The organism is Gordonia alkanivorans NBRC 16433 (assembly GCF_000225505.1).
GTDB classification, from domain to species: Bacteria; Actinomycetota; Actinomycetes; order Mycobacteriales; family Mycobacteriaceae; genus Gordonia; species Gordonia alkanivorans.
The window spans coordinates 139376-165549 of record NZ_BACI01000072.1; the positions used below are offsets into that span (position 1 = coordinate 139376).

General features: G+C 68.7%; 27 protein-coding genes. 8 read left to right on the forward strand and 19 right to left on the reverse strand.

The features are described 5' to 3' along the window. Position 1: 1 nt before the first annotated feature. The 3 genes from manA to GOALK_RS13825 form a co-directional block, all read right to left on the reverse strand. On the reverse strand, positions 2-1297 hold the full coding sequence (gene manA, locus GOALK_RS13815; protein ID WP_040004218.1) for a mannose-6-phosphate isomerase, class I: 1296 nt from the start codon (positions 1295-1297) through the stop codon (positions 2-4). Further along, positions 1294-2442: a hypothetical protein gene (locus tag GOALK_RS13820; RefSeq protein WP_006359444.1), complete on the reverse strand. Its 1149-nt coding sequence runs from the start codon at positions 2440-2442 to the stop codon at positions 1294-1296. The genes manA and GOALK_RS13820 overlap by 4 nt, the downstream gene beginning before the upstream one ends. 164 nt (positions 2443-2606) lie before the next feature. After that, on the reverse strand, positions 2607-3167 hold the full coding sequence (locus tag GOALK_RS13825; protein ID WP_187346527.1) for a DUF3499 domain-containing protein: 561 nt from the start codon (positions 3165-3167) through the stop codon (positions 2607-2609). A gap of 103 nt (positions 3168-3270) precedes the next feature. Between GOALK_RS13825 and GOALK_RS13830 the strand changes: the two genes are divergently transcribed. Next, positions 3271-3792 carry a metallopeptidase family protein gene (locus tag GOALK_RS13830; protein ID WP_006359446.1) on the forward strand — a complete coding sequence of 174 codons (522 nt, stop codon included), beginning with the start codon at positions 3271-3273 and terminating at the stop codon, positions 3790-3792. A 96-nt stretch (positions 3793-3888) separates the two neighbouring features. On the opposite strand, the gene GOALK_RS24050 is transcribed toward GOALK_RS13830, so the two are convergent. After that, positions 3889-4152 (reverse strand): WhiB family transcriptional regulator, encoded by a 264-nt coding sequence (locus GOALK_RS24050; protein WP_187346529.1) that lies wholly within the window; start codon positions 4150-4152, stop codon positions 3889-3891. A 719-nt stretch (positions 4153-4871) separates the two neighbouring features. Between GOALK_RS24050 and cofD the strand changes: the two genes are divergently transcribed. The 3 genes from cofD to GOALK_RS13850 are packed head-to-tail and all read left to right on the forward strand — an operon-like array spanning position 4872 to position 7824. Beyond that, a complete protein-coding gene (gene cofD, locus GOALK_RS13840) occupies positions 4872-5906 on the forward strand; it encodes a 2-phospho-L-lactate transferase (protein ID WP_006359448.1) in 1035 nt (344 codons plus the stop codon). Continuing rightward, on the forward strand, positions 5903-7252 hold the full coding sequence (locus GOALK_RS13845) for a coenzyme F420-0:L-glutamate ligase (RefSeq protein ID WP_006359449.1): 1350 nt from the start codon (positions 5903-5905) through the stop codon (positions 7250-7252). The genes cofD and GOALK_RS13845 overlap by 4 nt, the downstream gene beginning before the upstream one ends. Continuing rightward, positions 7249-7824, forward strand: a complete 576-nt coding sequence (locus GOALK_RS13850; RefSeq protein WP_006359450.1) for an NUDIX hydrolase — start codon at positions 7249-7251, stop codon at positions 7822-7824. The genes GOALK_RS13845 and GOALK_RS13850 overlap by 4 nt, the downstream gene beginning before the upstream one ends. A 61-nt stretch (positions 7825-7885) precedes the next feature. Here GOALK_RS13850 and glgC read toward each other — a convergent pair whose 3' ends face one another. Beyond that, the gene (gene glgC, locus GOALK_RS13855) at positions 7886-9100 is read right to left on the reverse strand and encodes a glucose-1-phosphate adenylyltransferase (protein ID WP_006359451.1); all 1215 of its coding nucleotides are present in this window, start codon (positions 9098-9100) and stop codon (positions 7886-7888) included. A gap of 113 nt (positions 9101-9213) precedes the next feature. Here glgC and glgA point away from each other — a divergent pair, with 113 nt between their 5' ends. Then, positions 9214-10380: a glycogen synthase gene (gene glgA / locus GOALK_RS13860; protein WP_196222010.1), complete on the forward strand. Its 1167-nt coding sequence runs from the start codon at positions 9214-9216 to the stop codon at positions 10378-10380. Positions 10381-10400: 20 nt separating this feature from the next. Here glgA and GOALK_RS13865 read toward each other — a convergent pair whose 3' ends face one another. The 10 genes from GOALK_RS13865 to GOALK_RS13905 form a co-directional block, all read right to left on the reverse strand. Further along, positions 10401-11300: a putative RNA methyltransferase gene (locus GOALK_RS13865; RefSeq protein WP_198136082.1), complete on the reverse strand. Its 900-nt coding sequence runs from the start codon at positions 11298-11300 to the stop codon at positions 10401-10403. A gap of 41 nt (positions 11301-11341) precedes the next feature. Beyond that, positions 11342-11509: a DUF3117 domain-containing protein gene (locus GOALK_RS23515; RefSeq protein WP_004019232.1), complete on the reverse strand. Its 168-nt coding sequence runs from the start codon at positions 11507-11509 to the stop codon at positions 11342-11344. 101 nt (positions 11510-11610) lie between these two features. Then, complete coding sequence (locus GOALK_RS13870; RefSeq protein ID WP_006359454.1) at positions 11611-12057, reverse strand: DivIVA domain-containing protein; 447 nt, start codon at positions 12055-12057, stop codon at positions 11611-11613. Positions 12058-12216: 159 nt separating this feature from the next. Then, positions 12217-13230 carry a glucosyl-3-phosphoglycerate synthase gene (locus tag GOALK_RS13875; protein ID WP_006359455.1) on the reverse strand — a complete coding sequence of 338 codons (1014 nt, stop codon included), beginning with the start codon at positions 13228-13230 and terminating at the stop codon, positions 12217-12219. Then, a complete protein-coding gene (folP, locus tag GOALK_RS13880) occupies positions 13227-14108 on the reverse strand; it encodes a dihydropteroate synthase (RefSeq protein ID WP_006359456.1) in 882 nt (293 codons plus the stop codon). Before folP ends, GOALK_RS13875 begins: the two co-directional genes overlap by 4 nt. Beyond that, entirely contained in the window at positions 14105-15931 is a 1827-nt protein-coding gene (locus GOALK_RS13885) for a long-chain-acyl-CoA synthetase (protein WP_006359457.1), read from the reverse strand. Before GOALK_RS13885 ends, folP begins: the two co-directional genes overlap by 4 nt. Positions 15932-16008: 77 nt before the next feature. Next, positions 16009-16545 carry an LOG family protein gene (locus GOALK_RS13890; protein WP_006359458.1) on the reverse strand — a complete coding sequence of 179 codons (537 nt, stop codon included), beginning with the start codon at positions 16543-16545 and terminating at the stop codon, positions 16009-16011. Beyond that, positions 16542-17366, reverse strand: a complete 825-nt coding sequence (locus GOALK_RS13895; protein WP_006359459.1) for an LOG family protein — start codon at positions 17364-17366, stop codon at positions 16542-16544. The genes GOALK_RS13890 and GOALK_RS13895 overlap by 4 nt, the downstream gene beginning before the upstream one ends. A 52-nt stretch (positions 17367-17418) precedes the next feature. After that, entirely contained in the window at positions 17419-18516 is a 1098-nt protein-coding gene (dapE, locus tag GOALK_RS13900; RefSeq protein WP_006359460.1) for a succinyl-diaminopimelate desuccinylase, read from the reverse strand. Positions 18517-18598: 82 nt separating this feature from the next. After that, positions 18599-19120 carry a DM13 domain-containing protein gene (locus GOALK_RS13905; RefSeq protein ID WP_006359461.1) on the reverse strand — a complete coding sequence of 174 codons (522 nt, stop codon included), beginning with the start codon at positions 19118-19120 and terminating at the stop codon, positions 18599-18601. Between the two features lie 214 nt (positions 19121-19334). On the opposite strand from GOALK_RS13905, the gene dapD reads away from it, so the two are divergent. After that, the gene (dapD, locus tag GOALK_RS13910) at positions 19335-20300 is read left to right on the forward strand and encodes a 2,3,4,5-tetrahydropyridine-2,6-dicarboxylate N-succinyltransferase (RefSeq protein ID WP_075863833.1); all 966 of its coding nucleotides are present in this window, start codon (positions 19335-19337) and stop codon (positions 20298-20300) included. Positions 20301-20375: 75 nt separating this feature from the next. On the opposite strand, the gene dapC is transcribed toward dapD, so the two are convergent. After that, positions 20376-21518 carry a succinyldiaminopimelate transaminase gene (gene dapC / locus GOALK_RS13915; RefSeq protein WP_006359463.1) on the reverse strand — a complete coding sequence of 381 codons (1143 nt, stop codon included), beginning with the start codon at positions 21516-21518 and terminating at the stop codon, positions 20376-20378. A 60-nt stretch (positions 21519-21578) separates the two neighbouring features. Next, positions 21579-21908, reverse strand: coding sequence for a ferredoxin (gene fdxA / locus GOALK_RS13920; protein WP_004019217.1), 330 nt, complete (start codon positions 21906-21908; stop codon positions 21579-21581). Positions 21909-22399: 491 nt separating this feature from the next. Between fdxA and GOALK_RS13930 the strand changes: the two genes are divergently transcribed. Beyond that, complete coding sequence (locus GOALK_RS13930; protein ID WP_006359465.1) at positions 22400-22993, forward strand: cysteine dioxygenase; 594 nt, start codon at positions 22400-22402, stop codon at positions 22991-22993. After that, positions 22990-23373 (forward strand): rhodanese-like domain-containing protein, encoded by a 384-nt coding sequence (locus tag GOALK_RS13935; protein WP_006359466.1) that lies wholly within the window; start codon positions 22990-22992, stop codon positions 23371-23373. The genes GOALK_RS13930 and GOALK_RS13935 overlap by 4 nt, the downstream gene beginning before the upstream one ends. Here GOALK_RS13935 and cofG read toward each other — a convergent pair. Together cofG and GOALK_RS13945 are read right to left on the reverse strand one after the other, a co-directional pair. Further along, positions 23370-24677 carry a 7,8-didemethyl-8-hydroxy-5-deazariboflavin synthase CofG gene (gene cofG, locus GOALK_RS13940; protein WP_006359467.1) on the reverse strand — a complete coding sequence of 436 codons (1308 nt, stop codon included), beginning with the start codon at positions 24675-24677 and terminating at the stop codon, positions 23370-23372. The two genes, GOALK_RS13935 and cofG, sit on opposite strands and share 4 nt — an antisense overlap. Continuing rightward, positions 24674-26164 carry a flavin-containing monooxygenase gene (locus tag GOALK_RS13945; RefSeq protein WP_050918725.1) on the reverse strand — a complete coding sequence of 497 codons (1491 nt, stop codon included), beginning with the start codon at positions 26162-26164 and terminating at the stop codon, positions 24674-24676. The genes cofG and GOALK_RS13945 overlap by 4 nt, the downstream gene beginning before the upstream one ends. Positions 26165-26174: the final 10 nt, after the last annotated feature.

The window sequence follows — 26174 nt, forward strand, 5'->3', positions numbered from 1 at the left end:
GTCACTCGGTGGCGGTCGCCGCGGCCGTCGCAGACGCCGACACACCTTCGGTTGCCGACACCGCAACCGGCACGAGCGCACGGTAGAAGACCGCCCGCGCCGAGGCCGCCCGCACGATCACGTCCGGGTCGTCGTCGGTGATCCACAGGGCGTGGCCTGATTTCACGGTCAGCGGTGCGCCGTCCCCGGGACGCACCTCGACCGCGCCGCTGAGCACGGCGAGGATCTGCGGTCCGGGCATGTCGAAACAGATCGACGACGAGTGATGCAACCCGGTGCCGTCCAACTCGATCCGCGACAGCCGGAACTCCGGCGCCGGCGTGAGGTAGACGCGTTCGGCGCCGATCATGCGCACCGGCGGCGCCATCTGGGCGGCGTCGACCGGTGTGAAGTCGAGGACGCGCAACAACTCCGGCACGTCGATGTGCTTGGGTGTGAGGCCGCCGCGCAACACGTTGTCGGAGTTGGCCATGATCTCCACCCCGGTGCCACGCAGGTAGGCGTGCAGGTTGCCCGCGGGCAGATACAGACCCTGCCCCGGCTCGAGATGCACGTGGTTGAGCAGCAGCGAGGCGAGCACACCGGGATCGTTCGGGTAGTCCTCGCCGAGCTCGCACACCGTGCGCAGTTCGGCGGAGAACTCCGTGCGTCCCGCGCTCAGCACCTCGATCGCGCCGTGCAGGACCGCGGGCACGAGCTGCCGGATCGACGACTCCGGCAGCGTCAGCCAGGTGGTGAACACCGCCCGCAGACCCTCGGAATCGGGTTGTCCGGCAAGCATTCCCAGGTAGTGGTCGAGTTCGCTGACCTGCAGTTCGCGTAGCAGGGCGACGGTCTTGTGTGGATCGCGGAAGCCGGCCAGCGCGTCGAAGGGCGTGGTGGCGACGATCAGCTCCGGCTTGTGCCACGGGTCGCGATAGTTGCGGTCACGGGCGTCGAGGGCGAGGCCGCGGGCGTTCTCCCGCTCGAAACCCTCGCGCGCCTGGTCCGCGGACGGATGCGCCTGCAGCGACAGCGCTTCCTCGGCGGCGAGGATCTTGAGCAGGAACGGCAGTCGGTTCCCGAACTCGGCCGCGCTCGCCGCACCGAGCGTCGCCACCGGATCGGCGTCGATCACCTCGACGAGGTGCTGCTCCGGGCCGGAGGGGTCGACGCACCGCGCCGAGCCCGCCGGATGCGAGCCGAACCACAACTCGGCTTCCGGATGCGCCGACGGGACAGGCCTCCCCTGAATCGACGCGATGGCTGTTCGTGAGCCCCATGCGTAGGGGCGCACCACTCCGTCGAGAATCCTCATTGCACCGTGTTCCCAATCAGGCGGAGATACACCGCCGACATCTCGACCCGCAAGGCGACGACCAGGAAATCGAGGAGGTCGCCCGGGCCGTCGGCCACCGGGTCCTCGCCCGGCACCGGCCGCCGGCCGTCCGACGGTTGCCCGCCGGTCTGCGGCACCGCCTCTGCCTCGTCGGCACCGACCACCAGGTCGACGTCGCCGAGTCCCATCACCCGCTGCCGGGTGTACCACTCACGCCGGGCGGTCGACATGATCATGATGCGCGGAGCGGGCTCCTGCGCCGGACCGTCGAACTCCGGGTCGTAGAAGATCGAGTCGGCGGCCGGAGCAGCGCCCGGTCGCGATTCCCGGAGCCGGGACATCCGCGCCACGTCCCCGAGTTCGGCGACGGCGCCGACGATCCCGGCGAAGGCGAGAATGCTCGACACGGCATGCACGGCCAGCACCGAACCCGCCGGTGAATCCGATGTCCAGACGGAAGGACGCCCCTGCACGCGCACGGCCAGTGACTTGGCCCGGTTGTGGAAGGTCTCCCGCGAGGGATGCGAGCCCGAGGCCTCGGCGTCGAGCGCGTCGGCCAGGTCGTCGAGTGCGGGCACCGGGCCGGTCACACGGACCTGGGTGAGACCACCGAATACCGCGAGCAGCGCGGCGACGAATCCGACGAACCGGAAGCGCGGCTCGACGTCGAACCGCGGGGAGAGATCGATCCCGTTGCCGCCCAGCGCATCCTGAAGGGGCCCGGCGATGGGTGCGGCTACGACCACCTCGGCCCGACGACGCAGCGCACGCGCGGCGGCATCGGCCAGTGCCATGTCGCCCGCGTCCTCACCGGCCACGATCACCACGTCCAGCGGACCGACCCAGCCCGGCAGGACGGGGCCCGTCACGACCGGGACGTCGACGCGTGCCGCGAGGGTGGCGACCCCCAGCTCGGCCGCACGGTGCGAGACCTCGCTGGAACCGTGGACGATCACGACGCTGCGTGGCCGTAGATCCGCGAGCGGCGCCAGCACGCCCTCGCGGACGGCCTCGGCAGTTGCCCGAACCTGCGCCCCGGCGAGCGCGACGGCCCGCAACAGTCCGTCGACGTCCGCGGAGAACAACTCCTCGGCATCATCGAGGTCGGGTGTACCGGTGCGCATGGGACCAGCGTAGCCAGCCGCGCGGACACACGCCCGGGTACGCGACACAGTCACTCGTTCGGTACCCGCAGCGAGGTGGGAAGGGAGGCCGGCCCCGAACTCCGACGATTCGCGGCCCCCGACGACGACAACGGGTTCCACGCCCCCCGCGTGGTGGTCTCCGGTCAGTCGACCGGGTCCGGGAGAACCCGCAGATGACCGCGGCGACCCGGCCGGGGCCGCGTCTGGTGGCGGGGCACACCCGGGGTGGCCGACGGCTGAGACGGCGAATCGACGGGTCCGGCGCGATGGCGACCGCTGCGACGGTCGGCGAGTGCGGCCTCGTACGCGGCATCGGCCGCGCGCGCCTCGTCCAGCGACCGTGAGTCGAACGCATCGAGGGAATCGGCCGGCGTCCGGTCCGAGCCACGGCCGAGGGACCCGCGATCGACGAAGCCCGGGCGTCCTCCACCGGCGACGGCGCCGGCCTCGCGAACGGCCTCGGCGAGGGCGGTCAGCTCATGGTCCTCGGCCGGTACCGAGAATCCCCGCTCACTGCGCAGCATCTCCCATCCCCGCGGCACGGTGATCCGGCGAGCGTGGTCATCGCACAGATCCCAGGAATGCGGCTCCTCCGAGGTCGCCAACGGACCGATCACCGCGGTCGATTCGGCGTAGACGAAGGTCAGGGTAGCCACCGCGGATCGGGCGCAGCCGGGTCGGCAGCACAGACGGGGAAGCTTCACGTGACGAGATTAGCCCGCACTGTCCGCAACCACAGACTCGACACGCTCAGAACGGGGGCGGGCGGGGGCGACATCGGCCACCGCGACCTCATAGACTCGCGCCATGCGCATCCACCCGAAGCCGACGCCGCGCGGCTCATTCGGCCAGCCGGGAATCCGTCGTGGCCGACGCCGGGTCGGACGGTACCGAGATCGGCGAGGACGCGGCCTGCGCTCCCCGCTGCTGCCGCAGAACGTCCCCGCCTACAACACCCGCTCCGACGAGTTCGACGCCGTCGCGCTCGAGGCCTTCGCCGAGATCGACGCGCAGTGGCACGATCAGTTGGCCGGACTCGACATCGCCGTCGACGAGATCCCGCGACTGCTTCCCCGCGATCCCGAGACCGTCGAGTGGCCAGACGAGGTGACCGCCGACGGCGCGGTGCCGCTCGCACGATTGATCCCCGCGGGCATGGACGTCCACGGGGTGCCGACACGGGCGCAGATCATCCTGTTCCGCCGGCCGCTGGAGTCGCGGGCCAAGAAGGGCACGGACCTGCTCGAGCTCGTGCACGAGGTCCTCGTCCAGCAGGTCGCCACTCACCTGGGCGTCGACGAAGACACGATCGACCGCGGACCTGAGTGATCCGCGGTCGATGATCGCGTCCGACGACGCAGCGTCGAGCGTCCAGCTCTCGCTGGGGAATTCGATTGTTCGGACGTCGCCGTTCCGGCGACCTCCTCAGATGATGCCGCGCTTGAGACGACGGCGCTCACGTTCCGACAGCCCGCCCCAGATCCCGAAGCGTTCGTCGTTGTGCAGCGCGTACTCCAGGCACTCCGCCTTGACTTCGCAGCCCTGGCAGATGCGCTTGGCCTCACGTGTCGATCCACCCTTTTCGGGGAAGAACGCCTCCGGGTCGGTCTGCGCACACAATGCGCGGTCCTGCCACTGCTCTTCGACGGAATCGAACAGGTCGTCGAAGTCGTTGGGCACCAAGGCCAGATGACGACGGCCGGCGGCATCGTCTGCGTCGGATTCGACGAGAACGGTTGCGTCGGCGACGGATTCGATTGCGGCCGCACGCGCGGTGCCACCGATCATCGAATCGTCAACGGGCCCAAGGGTGCGAAACTCTGTGGCGCCGATGTCCGGGGTGGATGTCATCACGTGCGACTCTGCGATGAATTGCGGGCGAATATGCGGTTCAAGCGGATTGCCGATCGGATTGTCAAAAGCCATCGTCGGCGCCTCCTAGCTCGGGATGTTGGTCGTTGACTGTCCTTTGCGAACACGACGTGCTGCCGTACCCACCACTGCTGCCACACCACTTGTACTCGGGGTGCAGTGACTCTCTACATCCGTTGTACACAGCGCCCGAGCGACGGCCCTTCTCTGCCGGCACCGACCCTCTGTCCGCGTTCGAACATATGATCGAATCCCTTGGAGGCCAGTGGTTCTCGACCTCGAATGTTCTCGATCTCAAACTCGGAATGACACTGATGTGATTAGACACGCCGAGGGCGGTCCCGGTCAAGTTGAATCGAAGAATTCCCTTTACCATCGCCTGCCGTCAAATCTGTGACTCGACACGACGACGGCTCGAAGGCGAAGTGAAGATCACACTCGGCGAGCCCTCCTCCCCACCCGCAGGACGGGTGCGACAGCGGCGTACGGGGCCTCACGGCCGACCACTAGAGTGGCGGTGTGAAGGAGTACCTGCTGTGAAGGTGACCGTACTCGTCGGCGGCGTGGGGGGCGCGCGTTTCCTCCTCGGACTGCGCGAACTGCTCGGTGCCACCCCGTTCCCGCCGCATCCCGACGACCCCACGCTCGGTCTCGGCGAACATCAGCTCACCGCGATCGTGAACGTCGGCGACGACGCGTGGATGCATGGAGTGCGCATCTGCCCCGACCTCGACACGTGCATGTACACCCTCGGCGGCGGCATCGACCCGGAACGCGGCTGGGGCCGGCGCGGTGAAACCTGGCACGCGAAAGAGGAACTCGCCGCCTACGGCGCCGACCCGGACTGGTTCGGCCTCGGCGACCGCGATCTCGCCACCCATCTGATCCGTACGCAGATGCTCGACGCCGGGTACAGGTTGTCCGATGTGACCGCTGCACTGTCCCGCCGATGGAATCCGGGCGTGCGCCTGCTGCCGGTGACCGACGACCGGCACGAGACGCATGTGGTGATCGCCAAGCCGGACGGCGACGAGGGCGAGCGCGTCGCGATCCACTTCCAGGAATGGTGGGTGCGCCACCGCGCCCGGATCCCGACCTTCGGCTTCGCGCAGGTCGGTTCGGACGACACCACCCCGGCACCCGGGGTCCTCGACGCGATCGCCGACGCCGACGTCATCCTGCTCGCACCGTCGAATCCGGTGGTGAGCATCGGTGCGATCGTGAGCGTTCCCGGGATGCGCAGCGCGTTGCGCACCACCAAGGCCCCGGTGGTCGGTGTCTCGCCGATCATCGACAACCGGCCGCTGCGCGGCATGGCCGACGAATGCCTGTCGGTGATCGGTGTCGAGTCGTCGGCCGAGGCGGTCGCCGCCCACTACGGCGCCCGCAGCGGCAACGGCATCCTCGACGGCTGGCTGATCGCCGAGGGCGACCGGGCACAGGTCGACGGCATCGCCATCGGCTCCGCACCGCTGCTGATGACCGACCCGCAGGCGACCGCACAGATGATCCGAGCTGCCTGCGCACTCGTCGACGTGGCCATGCCGGAACAGAACGTGGGCACCGAGTGAGCGACCTCGCCGATCACCGCGCCCCGGACGGCCTGGAGATCCGACCCGTCACCGGGCTCCCCGAGTTCACCGCCGAATCCGACGTCGCCGCCGAGATCCTCGCCGCCGCACCGTGGTTGGAATCCGGTGATGTACTGGTCGTGACCAGCAAGATCATCTCCAAGGCCGAGGGCCGTATGGTGGATGCACCGGCCGATCCCGACGAACGTGATGCGCTGCGACGCAGGCTCGTCGAGGCCGAGTCGGTGCGGGTGCTCGCCCGCAAGAACCGCACGCTGATCACCGAGAACCGTCTGGGTCTGGTCCAGGCCGCGGCCGGGATCGACGGTTCCAATGTGCGCTCCGACCAGTTGGCCCTGCTCCCCGAGGATCCCGACGGCAGCGCGAGACGACTGCGGGCCGCCATCGCCGAGCGTGCCGGACTCGAGGTCGCGGTGATCATCACCGACACGATGGGCCGCGCCTGGCGCACCGGACAGACCGATGTCGCGATCGGGTCGGCGGGCATCGCCGTCACCCACCCCTACGACGGTGGCACCGACGACTACGGGAACCCGTTGGTGGTGACCGACATCGCGGTCGCCGACGAACTGTCCGCGGCCGCAGATCTGGTCAAGGGCAAGCTCGCCGCCGTGCCGGTGGCCGTCGTGCGTGGGTTCGCGCCCGTCGACGACGGTTCGACCGCCGCCGATCTGATCCGGCCCGCCGACGAGGACCTGTTCCGGCTCGGCACCGAGGAGGCCATCGCCCTGGGTCGTCGGGAGGCGATCCGCACCCGACGGTCCGTACGCGCCTTCGATACCCGGCCGGTCGACCCGGAACTGATCCGCACCGCCCTGGGTGAGGCCCTCACCGCGCCCGCGCCGCACCACACCCATCCGGTGCGGTTCGTGTGGGTCCGCTCGGAGCAGCGGCGTCGTGCGCTGCTCGACGCGATGACCGCCGAATGGCGCGCCGACCTCGAATCCGATTCCAAGACACCCGAATCGATCGAGAAGCGACTCCGCCGCGGCCAGATCCTCTATGACGCACCGGAACTGGTGATCCCGTTCCTGGTACCAGACGGCGTGCACGAGTACCCCGACGAGCGTCGGAACGCGGCCGAGCACACCATGTTCACGGTGGCCGCCGGCGGTGCCGTGGCGAGCCTGCTGATCGCGCTGTCGGTCCGCGAGATCGGCAGCTGCTGGGTCGGCTCGACGATCTTCGCCGCACCTACGGTACGTCGTGTCCTCGAAGTGGACGCGTCGTGGGAGCCGTTGGGCGCGGTCGCCATCGGACACCCGCTCGAAGCTGCCCCGCTGCGCGACGCGGCGCCGACCGACGAGTGGGTGATCGAACTGTGAGCGCGGAATCCCTGCACGCCTCTGCTGCCGAGGCATTGACCGCCTGGCAGGCGCCCGACTCGGGACAGGACAGCCTCCGGCATGCCTACCTCGCGTTCCTGGCCGCTGCCCCGGACGCGTGCCTGCGGGCCTGTGCGGCAGGACATGTCACCGGGTCGGCCATCGTCTTCGACGCCGATCGCAGCCATGTCCTGCTGACCCTGCATCCGCGCGTCGGCAAGTGGATTCAGCTCGGCGGACACTGCGAACCGTCCGACGAGACCCTGGCCGACGCCGCCTTGCGAGAGGCCCGCGAGGAATCCGGCATCCCCGGGCTCGATCTCGACCAGATCGGCGCCGGCGGTGGCATCGTCCACCTGCACACCCACCCGATCACCTGCTCGCTCGGCGTGCCGACCCGGCATCTCGACGTGCGCTACCGGGTGGTCGCCGGCCCGACCGCCGACGGTGGCCTGCCGCAGTTCGCACGCAGCGAGGAGTCCGTGGACCTGCAGTGGTGGCCCATCGATGACCTGCCCCCGGATGCCGACGCCGACATCCCGGAACTGATCCGCGCGGCCTTGGCGAGCTGACCTCGACACGCGGCGTCTCCGCTCCGCTCGGGCGCCGCTACTCGGTTGGCAGGGTCGGACGCTAGACCCGAATCCCCTTGCCGACCGTCACCACACCTCCGGCGCTGACGGAAAAGCGTTCGCGATCGGCGTCGGGGTCGACGCCGAGCTGCTCACCGTCGCCGACGACGACGTTCTTGTCGAGGATGGCCCTGCGCACGACCGCACCCTTGCCGACCCGTACGCCCGGCATGAGGACGCTGCCCTCGATGATCGCGCCGTCCTCGACGATGACGTTGGACGACAGCACCGAATTGCGTACCGTCCCACCCGAGATGATGCAGCCCGAACCGACCACCGAGTCCTCGGCGACGCCACTCTGGACGAACTTGGCCGGCGGCAGGTTGTGTGTCTCGCCGCGGATCGGCCAGCGGCCGTTGTACAGGTTGAAGATCGGGTGCACGGACACGAGGTCCATGTGCGCCTCGTAGAACGCGTCGAGGGTTCCGACGTCACGCCAGTAGCCCTTGTCGCGCTCGGTGGCCCCGGGCACCTCGTTGTCCTTGAAGTCGTAGACGTAGGCGGTGTCGCGCGCGACGAACGCGGGGATGATGTCGCCGCCCATGTCGTGGTCGGAGTCTGAGTCGGCGGCGTCGGCGCGCAGGGCGTCGACGAGAGCCTCGGTGGTGAACACGTAGTTGCCCATGGAGGCGAAGGTCGAGTCCGGATCGTCGGGGGTCCCGGGCGGGTCCGCGGGCTTCTCGAGGAAGCGCGTGATCTTGCCGGACGCGTCGGAGTCGATGCACCCGAAGGCCACGGCCTCCGCACGCGGTACGCGGATGCCGGCGACGGTGACGTCGGCTCCCGATGCGATGTGCGCCTCGACCATCTGCGACGGGTCCATGCGATACACGTGATCGGCACCGAACACCACGATGTATTCCGGCTGTTCATCGCTGATCAAGTTCATGGACTGGAAGATTGCATCTGCGCTACCCGTGTACCAGCGCGGACCGAGGCGCTGCTGCGCGGGCACCGGGGTGATGTATTCGCCATGAAATCCCGATGTCCACCAGGTTTGCGAGATGTGCCGGTCCAGCGAATGCGATTTGTATTGTGTCAGCACGCATATGCGCTCGTATCCGGCATTGACCAGGTTCGACAGCACGAAGTCGATCAGCCGGTAGGCACCGCCGAAGGGCACCGCAGGCTTTGCCCGATCCATCGTCAGCGGGTAAAGGCGTTTACCTTCGCCGCCCGCGAGGACGATGCCGAGGACGTGCGGCTGTGATCTCACTCCCCCAACTTAACCGCGATCGGGAGCCTCGGCCAGATGACCGCACCATCGGATTCGCGGTTGTGTTCACTCTGCGATGGCGAACTGCTGCGGATGCCACTAGCGTCGTCGATATGAGGGTGGCGATGATGACACGGGAGTATCCACCCGAGGTGTACGGCGGCGCCGGTGTACACGTCACCGAATTGGTCCGCCACCTACGCGATCTCGCCACCGTAGATGTGCACTGCATGGGTGCCGAGCGGGAGACCGCGGCGGTCTATTCGCCGGACCCGGGCCTGGCCGGCGCGAATGCGGCGATCACGACGCTGTCCGCCGACCTGCGGATGGCCGTCGGTGCCGAAGGCGCCGACGTCGTGCACTCCCACACCTGGTACACCGGCCTCGCCGGGCACGTCGCCGCGCAGCTGTACGGCGTCCCTCACATCCTCACCGCGCATTCGCTCGAACCGTCGCGGCCGTGGAAGGCCGAACAGCTCGGCGGTGGTTATCGGGTGTCGAGCTGGGTCGAGCGCAACGCGGTCGAGTACGCCGACGCGGTGATCGCCGTGAGCTCGGGGATGCGCAGCGAGATCTGCACCACCTATCCGCATCTCGATCCCGAACGTGTCCACGTGGTGCGCAACGGCATCGACACCGACCAGTGGTATCCCGTCGACGACCCGTTCGGCCCCGAATCGACGCTGACTGCGCTCGGCGTCGATCCGGAGCGTCCGATCGTCGCCTTCGTCGGCCGTATCACCAGGCAGAAGGGCGTCGCCCATCTCGTCGCTGCCGCCCACCGGTTCGATCCGGACATCCAGCTCGTGCTCTGCGCCGGCGCCCCCGACACCCCGGAGATCGGCGCCGAGATCGAGTCGGCGGTCGGCGAGCTGTCCGCGTCACGACCCGGCGTGCACTGGATACGGGAGATGCTGCCGCTCCCCCGCATCCGCGAGATCCTCACTGCAGCATCGGTCTTCGTGTGCCCGTCGGTGTACGAACCGCTCGGCATCGTGAACCTGGAGGCCATGGCCTGCGGGACCGCCGTCGTGGCGTCGGAAGTCGGCGGTATCCCGGAGGTGGTGCGCGATCACGTCACCGGCCGGTTGGTGCCCTACGACCCCGTCGATCCGCAGACCTTCGAACACGATCTCGCCCAGACGGTCAACGCCGTCGTCGGAGATCCCGTCGCGGCCACGGCGATGGGTGCGGCCGGCCGCGAGCGTGCCGAAGCCGAGTTCTCCTGGTCGACGATCGCCGAACAGACCCTAGGGGTGTACCGGTCCGTACTCCGCTGACAGCGCGCCGTTGCGGCAGGTCAGCCCTGCGCGATCGGGCGGCAGGTCGTCACGACCACCGACAGTGTCACGCCCACGGTGCCACCTCCCACGAATGCGTCTGCACGCGAGCGGATGTCGGCGTCGTCGGCATGAAAGGCCGACGGCCCCATCGCCACCAGGTCGCCCACGGTCTGCGCGTCGAGTTCGATGACGTGCCGGATCGTCGACGAGTCGACGACCTCGAAACCGTCGGCGAAGGTGGCCTGGAGGCGTTCGTACTTGCCGGAGTCGACCCGCAGCATCTGCATCGGTTCGATGATCTCGGCGAGATGATCTGCGGCCGGGCTGACGACGACGAGGCCTCCGCCGGGCTGCAGTACCCTCGCGAATTCGGCGGCATTGCGTGGTGCGAACACCGAGAGCGCAACGGTGACAGCGTCATCGGCGATCGGTAGGCCGCGCCAGATGTCGGCGACGATCGCCGCGTGACGTGGGGTGCCGCGGGAGATCGCCCGCGCACAGAACTTGGAGAGGTCGATGCCTATTCCCCGTGCCTCGACCGCAGATGATTCGGCCAGCGCGGAGACCGCGGCGCGAAGGTAGTGGCCGCCACCGGCTCCCGCGTCCAGGACGACGGGTTTGTCCGCGCCGGCACCGAATTCGCATGCCCGGTCGGCCACCGCGTCGAGCACCGGCGTGAAGAATCCGGCGTCGTGGACACGTGCGCGGGCCGCGACCATGGACGCGGTGTCGGCACGCAGTGAACCCGAACGTCCGTCGAGCAGCGAGACGTAACCCTGCTTGGCGACGTCGAAGGAATGACCGCCACCGCAGCGGAGTGATCCTCCACGCGGTGACGGCCCGGACCCGGCTCCTGCCGGGGAAGTCTCGTCGTGCCCGGTCCCGGGCGGCGCGGTCTCGAAAGCCCCGGCACACACCGGGCATCGAAGCAGCTCGACGACGTCGGCGAGATCTCCGTTCAGCCGGTGACCCCGCGGAGTTCCTCACCCAGTGCGGCGGCTTCGTCGGCGGTCAGCTCGACGACGAGGCGACCTCCGCCCTCGATCGGAATCCGGACAACGATTCCACGCCCTTCCTTGGCCGCTTCGAGGGGGCCGTCCCCAGTACGTGGCTTCATTGCCGCCATTCTCAAGCTCCCTTCACAGTGTCCTGCTTCGAACATGATACGTGTCGTCGTCTCGATCGAATGCGAGTGCGCGACACAAGCTCTGTTCCGAGGTGCCCCGACTACCTGTCGATGGCTGTCGACGGACCTGCTTCGCGCGAGGCGGGATTGGGGTCCTGATCGTCGTAAACCGCCTGATCCCGGCCGTTCTCGGGGTTGTCGACACCCTCTGCGGCAACGTCGGGAACGCCCGTCGTGCCGGGGGTCACACCTGTCCCCGACTCGCGCTCGCGGAGACGCGCGATGACCGTTCGGAGGTCGTCGACCTCGCGCGCGAGACGCGCGAGCGCCCAGTCGACCTCGGATTGCTTGTAGCCCCGGAACGTCTGCATGAAGCGCAGCGCCCGGACGTCGTCGCCACTGATCCCGACCGTCGGCAGACGGGTGAGGGTGGTGCCGGGTTCGACCGGGGGGAGTTCCTCCCCGCGCCCGAAGACGAACCAGACGATGGCGAACACTGCCCCGGCGACGAGCGCCATGATCAGCAGGTACAGCAGCAGGGTCTGCATACGTCCCATCCTGACAGACCGGCGTCGGGCGGCCCTCGCGGCACCTGGCCGTCTCGTCGGACGACCGGTCCGCACACGACACCGGCGACACTGCGTCGCGCCGAGGGCGTGTCACGTGTCGCCGGAGTCGAGGAGTGGTCGGTTCCCGGACGAAGTCGCCTAGGAGGCCATCACCTTGGAGTCGATGGAGCGGAGGGTGTTCATCGGCGGACGGTCCTCGAGGTAGACCTCGGTGGTGTGCGGCGTGAACGAGCCGTCGGGCTCGGCGGTGAACTGGGTGAGTCCGACGCCGGAGTCCTCGATGCCGCATCGGCGCATCAGCGTGCCGACGATCTGCCGGCTCATGACGCCGAGCTCGATGAGTGGACGGTTGCGGTGGGTGCGGACGCCGAGGTTGACCTGTCCGATGCCGCCGAGGCCGTACCGATCGTAGGTGTCGATGAGGAGACCGATCTCCACGCCGTAGCCGGGCGCGAACGGCACCGACGACAGCATCTCGCGGGTGCCGGCGTATTCACCGCCGAGCGGCTGCAGGACCGCGGTGAGGTCGGGCTTCTGGGAGGCCAGCAGTGGGCGGGCGACGAGTTCGGTGACGCGGCCGCCGCCGTTGGCGTCCTGGGTGCCGCCGGTACGCAGCGGACGGCGGTAGTAGCCCTTCACCAAGTGGATCTCCGGATTCACCAGGAGCGGGCCGAGCATCTTCGGCACGAACATGGGGTCCGGGTCGATGAGGTCGGAGTCGACGAAGGCGATGATGTCGCCGGTGGTCGCGGCGATCGAACGCCACAGCACCTCACCCTTGCCCTTGACGGGTTCGAGCTCGGGCACCGCCTCCTCACGGCTGATGACCTGCGCACCGGCCGCGAGCGCACGCTCGGCGGTGGCATCGGTGGAGCCCGAGTCCAGGACGATCAGTTCGTCGACGAGCGTGCCGTACAGCGGCATGATCGAGGCGATCACGTCGGCGACGGTCTCCTCCTCGTTCAGGGCGGGCAGCACCACCGATACGGTGCGTCCGTCCTTGGCGGCGACGAGTTCGTCGATGGTCCAGTCCGGCTGCTCCCAGGTGTGGGTCGCCGACCACTGCCGCTTGGTACCGAGCTCCTCGGCCGGCGTCGGCCAGACGGCGGCCTTATCGCGACCGATGGGGTTACGTCGCTTCTGCTTGGTCATGCAAGTCCCCTGACTGTTCGGGCGGGCGGTCTCGTTCCCGCGATGGCAGCGACCATGTCGACCACACGACGGGTGGCGGCGACCTCGTGTACGCGAAAGATCCGGGCGCCTTCGGCGGCGGCCAGAGCGGTCGCGGCGAGGGTTCCCTCCAACCGTTGCTCCAGGTCTGTACCCAGAGTCTCCCCCACAAAGTCCTTGTTGCTCAGCGCCATCAGGACTGGCCAACCCGTATTAACAAGATCTTTTACACGGCGTAACAGTGCGAGCCCGTGGTGAGTGTTCTTGCCAAAATCATGCGTCGGGTCGATAACGATCGCGTCTCGATGTACGCCCGCTGCCAGGGCCCGCTCCGCCGCCCCGGTCACCTCGTCGAGCACGTCGGCCACCACCGCGTCGACGGAATCGCCGTAGGAGACGCGGTGCGGGCGGGTCCGGACGACGGCACCGCCGGTGTGCGAACACACGATCCCCGCACCCCGTTCGGCCGCGACCGCGACGACCTCGGGGTCGACTCCGGCCCACGTGTCGTTGATGAGGTCGGCCCCCGCCGCGCACGCCTGGTCGGCGACCTCGCTGCGCCAGGTGTCGACGCTGATCAGCACATCCGGGTGGCGCTCCCGGATCCACGAGATCATCGGCACCACGCGAGCCGCCTCGGTCATCGCGTCGACCTCTTCGCCGGGCCCTGCCTTCACCCCGCCGACATCGATGATGTCGGCACCTTCGGCGACCACCTGGTCGACGCGCCGCTGTGCAGCGGTGTCGTCGAAGCTGGCGCCACGGTCGTAGAAGGAGTCAGGGGTGCGGTTGACGATCGCCATGACCAGCGCACGGTCGACGGCCACCGGACGACCGCACAGGGTCGGCGAAACGGTCATCCCTTGGGGACCTTGGCGGCTGCCACGTCGTCGGGGTAATCCTCGTAGTACTCCACGTAGCCCTTCTCCTTGCCGACCAGCACGTAGACCTGATCGGCCTCGGCGTCGGCATAACCTTCCTTACGGAGTTCGACTTTACGGTTCTTGAACGTCGAAGTCTGCTCGAAGTCGTCGACGATGCGCACGAACAGCGGCACCGCATAGGACGGCAGCGCCTTGTAGAGGTGTTCGGCGAGCCGCTTCGGGTCGAGGTCGGCGCCGTCGCGCAGTTTGATCGCCACCATCCCGGCGCGGCCATCGGTGCCGGGTACCTCGACGCCGTAGACCACCGACTGGGCCACCGCGTCGTATGAGTCGACGGCACCCTCCACCTCGGTGGTGGCCACGTTCTCACCCTTCCACCGGAAGGTGTCGCCGAGGCGGTCGACGAAGGCGATGTGCGCGAAGCCCTGATCGCGGACGAGGTCGCCCGAGTTGAAGTACGAGTCCCCCTCCTTGAAGGCGTCGCGCACGATCTTCTTCTCGGTCTCCTCCTCGTCGGTGTAGCCGTCGACCGGCACCCGGTTGGAGATCTGCGCGAGCAGCAGGCCCGTACCGCCCTTGCCGACCTCGGTCAGTCGGCCCTCGGAGTCGCGCTTGGGATTGCCCTCCTCGTCGTACTCCACGATCTTGTACGGCAGAGGGCAGAACCCGGCCGTCTTGTCGACGGTGAAGGCGTTGACGAAGGCGAGGTTGAGCTCGCTTGCGCCGTAGAACTCGACAACGCGGTCCACGCCGAACCGCTCACGGAATTCGTCCCAGATGTCGGGGCGCATCCCGTTTCCGACCACGGTGTGCACCGAGTGCTGCAGATCGGTGGGCTTCTCCGGCTGCGCCAGCAGGTAGCGGCACAACTCACCGATGTAGCAGAAGGCGGTGGCGCGGTTGAGGATCACGTCGTCCCAGAACTTCGACGCCGAGAACGACTTGCCGATCGCGAAGCATGCCCCCGACGCGAGCACCGACGACAGGGACACCGACAGTGCGTTGTTGTGGTAGAGCGGCAGCGGCACGTACATGGTGTCGCTGTGGCGCAGGCGGACCGCGAGACCGCCGATACCGGAGAAGCTGGCCAGCCATCGGTTGTGGCTCATCACGCTGGCCTTGGGCATCCCGGTGGTGCCCGAGGTGAAGATGTAGAAGGCCTTGGTCGAGGCCGGCAGCTGTGCGGTGACCTCTGGGTCGGTGTCCGCCTTGCCCTCGGCGGCCGCGTCGAACTCGGCGAAGTCGAAGACATGGTCGGGCAGCGCCGACTCCGGGATCGACTCGAAGGCCTCGGCACAGTCCGGGTCGTGGACGAGGACCTTGGCCCCGAGCAGCTTGACCGAATGCTCGAGGACCTCGCCGCGCTGGTTGTAGTTCAGCATTCCGGCGATCGCGCCGAGCTTCACCGTCGCGAGCATCAGCAGCAGATCGGTGGTGTTGTTCTTGGAGAGCAGGGCGACCACGTCACCCTTGCCCACACCGGCCTCGGAAAGAACTGCGGCGTAACGGTTCACCCGGCGATTGGCCTCGCCGTAGGTGGTCGTGCGGCCCTCGAACCGGACGAACGGGCGGTCCGGATGGGCACTCGCATGCTTCTGGAAGACCGAGCCGATCGTCTTCTTCGCTTCCGGCGGCCGCCGGATCAGGCCCGGCGCGTGCTTGATCATCCCGGTCGCGTGTGGCGCCATCCTGGCCACGCCGCGCAGGAGATCCCCCACCCCGACCGTCTTCACCGTGTCCTGATTCGAACCGTCTGTCGTCGAGTCCGTCTGGACGTCCTTGGGCTGGGTCTCTGGCATGTGGCCTCCGCTCTCCGCTGGGCGTCGTGAGTGCCCCGCGCACTCACCGCGCCACCTTACCGGCCGGTAGGAAGTTTCTACCGCTGTGTCGCCAACTCGATCGCCTCGTCGACAGAGGCCGTGACCAGCAGTCGATCCAACGACCGCTGGGAGACGAAACCGGTTGTCGACAACTCTCGCAGCCAGCCGAGGAGCGGCGCGTAGAAATCGAAAGGATCGAGCAGGACCACCGGCTTCTCGTGCATGCCCAGGTACCCACCCGTCCAGGTCTCGAACAGCTCCTCGAGAGTTCCGATACCCCCGGGGAGCGTGATGAAACCGTCGGCACGCTCGTCCATGATGCGTTTGCGCTCACGCATGGTCTCGGTGATGACGAGTTCGTCGGACCCGAGGTCTGCCACCTCGCGCTCGATCAGCGCCTTCGGGATGATGCCGATGGTGTTGCCGCCCGCCGCGCGCGCCGACGTGACCAGCGCACCCATCATCGAGACGTTGCCGCCGCCGGAGACGACGACGTGACCGGCACGCGCGAGCGCCGCCCCCACCTCGGAGGCGAGATCGAGGAAGCGTTGCTCGACGGGACCGGACGCACAGTAGACACAGACGGCACTCACCGGGCAATCGTGCCATCGACTCCCGACTGGTTCACGCCGGGTTGCGTCGGGGCGGCGGCCTCGATCGTCGCGACGACGTCGTCCGGGTCGTCGACGACGGTCAGCAGGTCGAGGTCCTCGGGCGAGATCATCCCGCGCGCGGCCAGCACGTCGCGCATCCAGTCGAGCAGGCCGCCCCAGAAGTCGCTGCCCACCAACACGATCGGGAATCGCACCACCTTCTTGGTCTGTACCAGGGTGAGCGCCTCGAACAGCTCGTCGAGCGTGCCCATGCCGCCCGGCAGGCAGACGAAGGCCTGCGCGTACTTCACGAACATCGTCTTGCGGACGAAGAAGTAGCGGAAGTTCATGCCGAGGTCGACCCAGGGGTTGAGGCCCTGTTCGAAGGGCAGCTCGATGTTCAGCCCGATCGACTGGGCACCCGCCTCGTGCGCACCCTGGTTGGCCGCCTGCATCGCGCCGGGCCCGCCGCCGGTGATCACCGCGTAGCCGGCCTCGCCGAGCGCACGACCCACGCGCACGCCGAGTGCGTACTCCGGCGAATCCGGCTTCAGCCGGGCCGAGCCGAACACGGTCACCGCCTCGGCGACCTCGCTCATCGCGTCGAAGCCCGCGACGAACTCCGACTGGATGCGCAGGACCCGCCACGAGTCGCGCATCGTGCGTTCGGCGCGACGATCCGCATCGCGCGGGTCGACCCATTCGAGAAGCCGCCGGTCCGTGGTCTTGCCGCGCTGCTCCGGCCGCATGCGGATGGGGCCGACGTAGCAGACGTCGTCAGCGGCGGAGTCGGTGGCGAGAGGTTCCGGATCGGTCGACATGCGGCTCACGCTAGCAGCGTGCGATGCGGCTCCCGGCCGGCGTCGGCCGGGCTCAGGACAGGTACGCGCGCAGCAGCTCGGTGACCGTGCGGATCTGCTCGACCGGGACGCGCTCGTCCCGACGATGCGCGAGGTTCGGGTCGCCGGGCCCGAGGTTCACCGCGGGGATGCCGAGGGCGGAGAACCGTGAGACGTCGGTCCAGCCGTACTTGGCGCGGAAGCGTCCCTGCGCGGCCTCGACGAGCGCGGCGGCCGCCGGGTGGGCCAGGCCGGGGAGCGCACCGGCCGCGGCGTCGGTGACCTCGAGGGTGACCGTGCCGTCGGCGAGGTCGGCGGCGAAGACCTCGCCGACGTGGTCGAGGGCCTGCTCGACGGAACGGTCCGGGGCGAAGCGGAAGTTCACGTCGACGTGCGCGGCGTCGGGGATGACGTTGCCTGCGACGCCGCCGCCGAGCCCGACCGCCGAGAGTCCCTCGCGGTACTCGCAGCCGTCGATGTCGACGCGGCGCGGCTCGTAGGCGGCCAGCGTGGTCAGCACTCCCCCGAGCTTGTGGATCGCGTTGTCCCCCATCCACGAGCGGGCCGAGTGCGATCGCGTTCCCGACGTCGAGAGCCGAACGCGCAGCGTCCCTTGACAACCCGCCTCGATGAGACCGGCGGTGGGTTCGCCGAGGATGGCGACGTCACCGGCGAGCCACTCCGGCAGTTCCCGCTCGATGTCGTTGAGGCCGTTGAACTCGGCGGCGATCTCCTCGCAGTCGTAGAAGATCAGCGTCAGGTCGTGGGCGGGATCCTCGAGCGTCGCGGCGAGGTGCAGGAATACGGCGTCGCCCGACTTCATGTCGACGGTGCCGCAGCCGTGCAGCACGTCGCCCTCCTCGGGATGCCTCTCGCGTCGCGACGGCAGATTGCCGGCGACGGGCACGGTGTCGAGGTGCCCGGCGAGGATGACGCGCTGCGCCTTCCCCCGGTTGGTGCGGGCGAGTACCCGGTTGCCGTGCCGGAGGACCTCGAAGCCCGTCGTCTGTTCCCGCAGTGCCGCTTCCACCGCGTCGGCGATGGCCGACTCGTTGCGCGACTCGCTCTCGATGTCGACGAGGGCGGCGGTCAGTTCGACGGGATCGGCGGCGAGGTCGAGTGCGGTGCTCACGCGCCTACCGTATCTGGGGTTTCGACAAGCTCAACCGGCAAGGTTCGGCTCCACCGGCAAGGTTCGGCTCCACCGACATGGATCAGCCGGCGTTCGGTGCGGCCAGCTCGGCGGCGCCGAAGGAGACGCTGAACTTCACACACCACAGGAACACCGCGGGATAGGCGTCGAGGTCGACGTCGGCAGGGATCTCGTAGACCTGGTTGCCCTTGTTGCCTTTGATCGTCCCGAGGTCGACGTGGGGCGGATCGGCGGCGGTCCGCCAACCGCTGAAGCCTTCGACGACCTCGGCCTGCGACAACCAGACGTGGACGTCGGGTCCGGTGGTGGTGTCGAGGTCCTCGATGGCGAGAACCCGTGTACCGTCCGGCTTCTCGATGATCGTGACGGTTCCCGAGGTCGAATGCTCGTGGCTGAACAGCCGGCCTTCGGACAGCACGACGGGCGCGGCGGGCGGCGGTTGACCGACCTGCGAGGTCGACGGCGTCACGGCGACCGGGATCTCGTCGTCGACCTCGGTGTCGACGAAGATCAGCCACGGCTGGAAGATCACCGCGGCGACCGCGACAGCGACGACGATCAGCACGCCCACGCCGCCGAGCACCCAGGGCCAGCGACGCCTGCGCCGCGGGGCGGGTGGGGAAGGTCGGTCGTGGCCGGTCATGGCAGCGACGATACGAGCCCCGAACCTGCCCCCACCAGGACTTTGAGCCATTCGGATGACGGGCGGGCACCCGTCGGCCCCGATGCGCCGACGGCGGCGGGCGGCGGGAGGCGCGGCGTCGTTCACCCGGGCCGATCGCCTAGACTCGGGTGCCGTGACAACTACTGGCGCACACGCAACTGGCATCGCAACGGTGATCGACGGGGGGTCGACTCCGGGAGTCGTGCTCGACGTCTGGTTCCCCGCACCCGAACTCGACGGCGTCGAGACCGCCGAGACCGTCGTCCTCGACGAGGAGTCGACACCGGCGGAACTGCGCGAACTGGTCGGTGTCGACGAGGCCCGCGGCGTCAAGACCGTCGCGGTCCGCACCGGCATCGCCGACCTGTCGGTCGCCCCGGTCGACGCCTACGACGTCTACCTCCGACTCCACCTGCTCTCCCACCGGCTCATCGAGCCGCACGGCGCGAACCTCGAGGGCATCTTCGGGATGCTCACCAACGTCGTCTGGACCAATCACGGTCCGTGCGCGATCGAGAACTTCGAGTCGGTGCGCGCCAAGCTGCGCGCCCGCGGTCCGGTCACCGTGTACTCGATCGACAAGTTCCCGCGCATGGTCGACTACGTCGTCCCCGGCGGCGTCCGCATCGGTGACGCCGACCGCATCCGTCTCGGCGCCCACCTGGCCGCCGGCACCACGGTGATGCACGAGGGCTTCGTGAACTTCAACGCAGGCACTCTCGGGTCGTCGATGGTCGAGGGTCGCATCTCGGCGGGTGTCGTCGTGGGCGACGGCTCCGACATCGGCGGCGGCGCGTCGACGATGGGCACGCTCTCCGGCGGCGGCAAGGAGATCATCTCGCTGGGCAAGCGCTGCCTGCTCGGCGCGAACGCCGGCTGCGGCATCCCGCTCGGCGACGACTGCGTCATCGAGGCCGGTCTCTACGTCACCGCCGGCACCAAGGTGACCGGCCCGGACGGCACGCAGATCAAGGCGCGCGACCTGGCGGGCCAGTCGAACCTGCTGTTCCGTCGGAACAGCCTGACCGGCGCGGTCGAGGTCGTGCCGTGGAAGGGCGACGGCATCGCGCTCAACGAGGCGTTGCACAAGCACAACTGACGCCCCCGCAAACCCGCCTTCTTTACCTGGAAACGCCACCCCGCGGGGTGGCGTTTCCACGTGAAAGGGATGGGTTCATGCGGTGAGTCGCGCGGCCGCGGCCGCGATGCGCTCGTCCGTGGCGGTGATTGCCATGCGGACGTGCTTCTCCCCTGCCGGTCCGTAGAAATCGCCGGGGGCGCAGAGGATTCCGCGGTCGGCGAGCCAGGCCACGGTATCGCGGCACGGCTCGTCGCGGGTGGCCCAGAGGTACAGGCCGGCCTCGGAGTGGTCGACGCGGAAACCGGCCGACTGCACTGCGGCGAGCAGAGTACGACGCCGAGCCGCGTAGCGCTCACGCTGTTCGTAGACGTGCGTGTCGTCGCGGAGTGCTGCGGTCATCGCACCCTGAATCGGGAAGGGCAGCATGAAGCCGGCGTGCTTGCGAACCGCGAGCAGTTCGGCGATGAGCTCGGTGTCGCCCGCGAAGAAACCTGCCCGGTAGGACGCGAGGTTGGAGATCTTCGACAGCGAGTGCACCGCGAGCAGACCGGTGTGGTCGCCGTCACAGACCCGCGGGTCGAGGATCGAGAGCGACTCACCCTCCCAGCTCAGCCCCAGGTAGCACTCGTCGGACACCACGACGGTGCCGCGTTCGCGCGCCCAGCCGACGACCTTGCGCAGGTGGTCGACGCCGAGGATCTTGCCGGTCGGGTTCGACGGCGAGTTGATGAACATCAGCGCCGGGTTCATCGGGCCGAGGGCGACGGTCGAGTCGGCCCGGATGGCGCGGGCACCGGCCAGCAACGCACTGACCTCGTAGGTCGGGTAGGCGACCTCCGGGATCACCACGTCGTCGCCCGGGCCGAGACCGAAGGTCGACGCCAGGCCGGCGATCGCCTCCTTGGTGCCGATGACCGGGAGGATGCCCGACTGGTCGAGGTTGGTGACGCCGTGGCGGCGGACAAGCGACTCGGCAGCGGCCTCGCGCAGCTCGGTGGTGCCGATGGTCGTCGGATACCCCGGGAACCCGGAGGCGTCGGCGAGGGCGTTTCGGATCAGCTCCGGCACCGGATCCACCGGCGTGCCGACCGACAAGTCGACGATGCCGTCGGGATGGGACTGCGCCGTGGCCTTGGCACCCGCGAGGGTGTCCCACGGGAAATCGGGCAGCCGACCGCTCACGCGCGTCGCCGACACACGCAGCGGCGCTGCTGCGCGAGAGGTGGGAGTGCTCACTGCGAGGTCAGTCCTATCCGTCCGGGCGGTCTACTTCGAAGACGGTGAGTCGTCGGGCTGTCAGTCTTCTTCGTTCATGGGCGGCAGGCCCTTGATGAACGCCGGGTCGGCGTCGGTCTTGCCGACCTTGCTCGCGCCACCGGGCGAGCCGAGGTCGTCGAAGAAGTCGGCGTTGGCGCTGACGTAGGGTTCCCACTCATCCGGGACATCGTCCTCGTAGAAGATCGCCTCGACCGGGCACACCGGCTCGCACGCACCGCAGTCGACGCACTCATCCGGCTGGATGTAGAGCATGCGTCCACCCTCGTAGATGCAGTCGACGGGGCATTCCTCCACGCAAGCCTTGTCCAGGACATCGACGCAAGGCTCCGCGATGATGTAGGTCACCACTCACTCCTTCGCTAGGAAGATCGTTGTCGGCGCGAGGCGGAGGATCAGTTCGGCGTCGAACGACTCTCCGGCGTCGGCGCCGGTTGCGGTCCGAGGGCTGGTCGAACCGCAACCCAGAGTATCCGCCCCGGCGGTGCCCACGACGAAATCACCCCCGGCTCCAGGGCGCACATAAGGCCCTGCTGTAACGAGAATCACATCACGGACGGGTCGAACGGTCACATCGAACCCGAGTCGACGTCGCAGGCTGCCCGCCCCCGTTTCGCGTCGACACTCGGACTTTCGCTCAGTGTGCCGACAACTCTCGACGAGCGCCGATCCGTCGGGCATCCTCGGCGGCATGTTCGTCGTGAATCCGGTCGCTGTGGGCCGCCCTCGCACCAGCCTCTGCGCTGTGTCGGGGCTCGAGCCGGCGTCGCGGGACATGTGTATGCGCTGTCGCTGATCCTCGGCTCCCGACCCACACATCCGTTTCCCTCAAGGATCTCTTCATGACCTCGACCCTTGCCCGCACCACGTCTGCCTCTCTTCGCTCGCCGAACGTCCCTCCCCTCGCCCGGACTCGGGTGGCGGCCGACGCACCGCGCCCGCGGACCCACCTGCCGACGCATCTGCGTCCCGCCGACCTGCTGCGCATCACCGACCAGGGTGTCGCCGATGTCCTCGACGGCCGGCACGACGCCCTGCTCCCCACCGAATGGGACACCACGCACCGCTGGTCGACGCGCCTCTACGCCGACGACGATCTCGACGTCTGGCTCATCAGCTGGACGCCCGGCGAAGCCACCGAACTCCACGACCACGCCGGTTCGCTCGGCGCACTGACCGTCCTCTCGGGGTCCTTGCGGGAGTACCACTGGACGGGGGACGATCTGGCTGTGCGCGTCCTTGACGCCGGCGACCAGGCGGCCTTCCCTCTCGGGTGGGTCCACGACGTCGTGAAGAACCCGACGACCCAGGTCGCCGGGCCGACGCTCAGCGTCCACGCCTACTCCCCGCCGCTCACCGCGATGTCCTACTACGAGGTGGCCGACGCCGGCCATCTGCGTCGTACCCGCACGATCCTGACCGACGAACCCGAATGAGCGGCAAGCCGACTCCACGCACCATCGACGACGTCCTCGCCGAGGCACGCTCACGACTGCAGCGCATCGACGCCGCATCGGTCCCCGCCGAACTCGAGGACGGAGCGGTCCTCGTCGACATCCGGCCGGCCGCCCAGCGAGCCCAGGAGGGCGAGACGGATCTGGCGCTCGTCATCGAGCGGAACGTCCTCGAATGGCGGTGCGATCCCGCCAGCGATGCCCGAATCCCCGAGGCCGTCGACCACGACGTGCGGTGGATCATCCTGTGCCAGCAGGGTTATACGTCGAGCCTCGCCGCAGCCGCCTTGCAGGACCTCGGGCTGCATCGCGCAACCGACGTGATCGGCGGGTACGAGGCGCTCGCGCCGGTGCTCCGCTAGGCGACGGCCGGCCAGGGCCGCGGCACCGGCCGCGTGTCCACGGCGAGGCCCGTCGCCGGGTCTGCCAACGCGGCGACATGCCGCGTGAGGGCCGGGTCGATCCAGTCCGCGGCGTCGAGCACATACGTCGGTTGCGCGGTGATGCGTTCGGTGAGAACGAAATCCGACTCCGCGGTCCGCGCAGCGAGCGCATCCAGGTTGGGCCAGGGACGTTCGGGGTTCACGTGGTCGGGAGTCAGCGGCGACACCCCGCCCCAGTCGTCGATTCCGGAGGCGATGAGCGCGGCGCATTCGGCCGGCGACACCAGGTTCGGCGGTGCCTGCACCCGCATGTGCGGCCCGAGCACTATACGTGCGACGGCCACCGCCGCCAGGAACTCACTCATCTCCGCATCGGGGTTGGATCGCATCGCGGTGTCGGGCTTGGCCCGGAAGTTCTGCACGATCACTTCCTGGATGTGGCCGCCCGCGGCCTGCACCTCCGCGATTGCGAGCAGGGATTCGGCTCGCTCGTGGAGTGATTCGCCGATCCCGACGAGGATGCCGGTCGTGAACGGGACTCGCGCGGCACCGGCGTCGCGGAGCACCTGCATGCGGACCAGCGGGTCCTTGTCCGGGCTGCCGTAGTGTGGTTGCCCCTTTTCGGTGAAAAGACGACGCGACGTGGTCTCGAGCATCATGCCCATCGACGGGGCCACCGGCCGCAGGTGCAGGAGCTCCTCGAGGCTCATCACCCCGGGGTTCAGATGCGGCAGCAGGCCGGTCCCGGTCAGCACGGCCACCGCGGCCGCACGGACGTAGTCGAGGGTCGACGAGTATCCGCGCTCGGCCAGCCATTCGCGGGCCTCCGGCCACCGATCCTCGGGACGGTCACCGAGCGTGAACAGGGCTTCCTTGCAACCGAGGTCGGCTCCGCGGCGGGCGAGGTCGACGACCTCGTCGAGTTCGAGGTACAACCCCTCGCCGGCGCGGGCGAGTTTGCCGGGCACGGTCACGAAGGTGCAGTAGTGACACCGGTCCCGGCACAGACGGGTCAGCGGGATGAACACCTTGCGCGAGTAGGTGACCTGCCGCGGCCGGCCGACCGCGGCGAGCCCCTCGTCGCGGATCGCGCCGGCGAGCGACTGCAGGCGCACGAGATCCTCTCCGGCACAGGACAGCAGCGTGACGGCCCGGTCGATGTCGATCGACTCCCGGGCCTCGGCGGCGGCAAGGGCGGCATCGATCGCCTCACGTGAAGGACGTTCCCCGGCAACACTTTCCACCGGTTCGGTCCGCACCACGGGGATGCCGAGGTCGGTCATCGTTCCCCCTCCGATGAATCGAGGATGGTCAGATAGGGCGCGGGATCGAACGTGCCGTTGCGTTCTCGGAACGACGCCGCGGTCCCCGGCCACAGCAGCGTCAGGCGGCCGCTCTCCGGGTCGACATACCAACTGTCGCAACCGGTCAGCCACACGGTCGACGCGCTGCGCTCGTCGATCTCGCGGGTGTAGGCGGCCTCGGCCTCGGCCGAGACCTCGAGTGCCCGGACGTCGGTGCCGCCCATGAACTCCAGCGCACCGAGCACGTAGTCGAGCTGCGTCTCGATCATGTAGATCGCCGAGTTGTGGCCCAGCGCCGCGTTCGGCCCGTCGAGCACGAACATGTTCGGGAATCCGCTGACGACGGTCGAGGCATACGAGGTCATGCCCGATGACCAGTGCTCGGCGAGGTGCAGTCCCGCGCGGCCGACGACCCGGCTCGCGGCCGGCGGACGCGCGGACTCGAAACCCGTTGCCATGACGAGGAGGTCGAGGTCGAAGGTGCGTCCGCTGCGCGCGGTGGCCTTGGACTCGGTGATGGACTCCAGCGCACTCGGCTCGAACACCACGTTCGGCCGCTGCAACGCAGGATAGAAGTCGTCGCTGAGAAGGATTCTCTTGCAACCGATCTCGTAACCCGGTGTCAGGTGGTCACGCAGCTCCGGATCGTCGACCTGCTCGTGGAGATGGTTGCGGGCGCGGGCCCGGATCTCGTCGATTTCGGGGTGGAGGCCGAGTCGCTGCCGGAACGCCCCGTCGGCCTCGGTGAGGAGCCGGTGGCGGACCTCGCCGGCGACCTCGGGATCGAGTAGGGCGGCGCGTTCGTCGGCCGAGTACCGGCGGTCTTCGCGCGGCACCACGTAGGGAGCGGTCCGGCAGAACACGACGAGTTCCTCGGCGGCGTCGGCCAGGTGCGGGATGAGCTGCACCGCCGACGCACCGGTTCCCACGACACCGACCCGGGCACCGTCGACGGCGACGTCGTCGTGCCAGGCCGCCGTGTGGACGACCTGACCGGGAAATTGGCCGAGACCCTCGATGTCGGGGATCTTCGCCTCCGACAACCGGCCGACGGCGAGGACGAGACTACGCGCGCGGAACGCCCGGCCCGGTCCGTCACCGTTGCCTGCGGTGATCATCCAGCGGGCCGCGGCCTCGTCCCAGGCCGCCTGCCGCAGTTCGCAGTTCAGCAGGATGTGCTCGGCCAGGCCCTCTTCGGCGACGGTCAGCTCGAGGTAGTCGCGGATCTCGTGCCCACTCGGATACCGCGAGGCCCAGTCGGCCGGCGGACGGAACGAGAACGAGTACAGGTGTGCGGGGATGTCACAGGCGATGCCGGGGTAGACATTGTCGCGCCAGGTGCCGCCCACCGCGTCGGCACGTTCGAGGACGACGAAGGATTCGCGGCCGCGACGGGCGAGTTGCGTGGCCATCCCGAGACCGGCGAAGCCGGCACCGATGATGGCGACATCGATCTCCTGCGACATGTCGATGTCC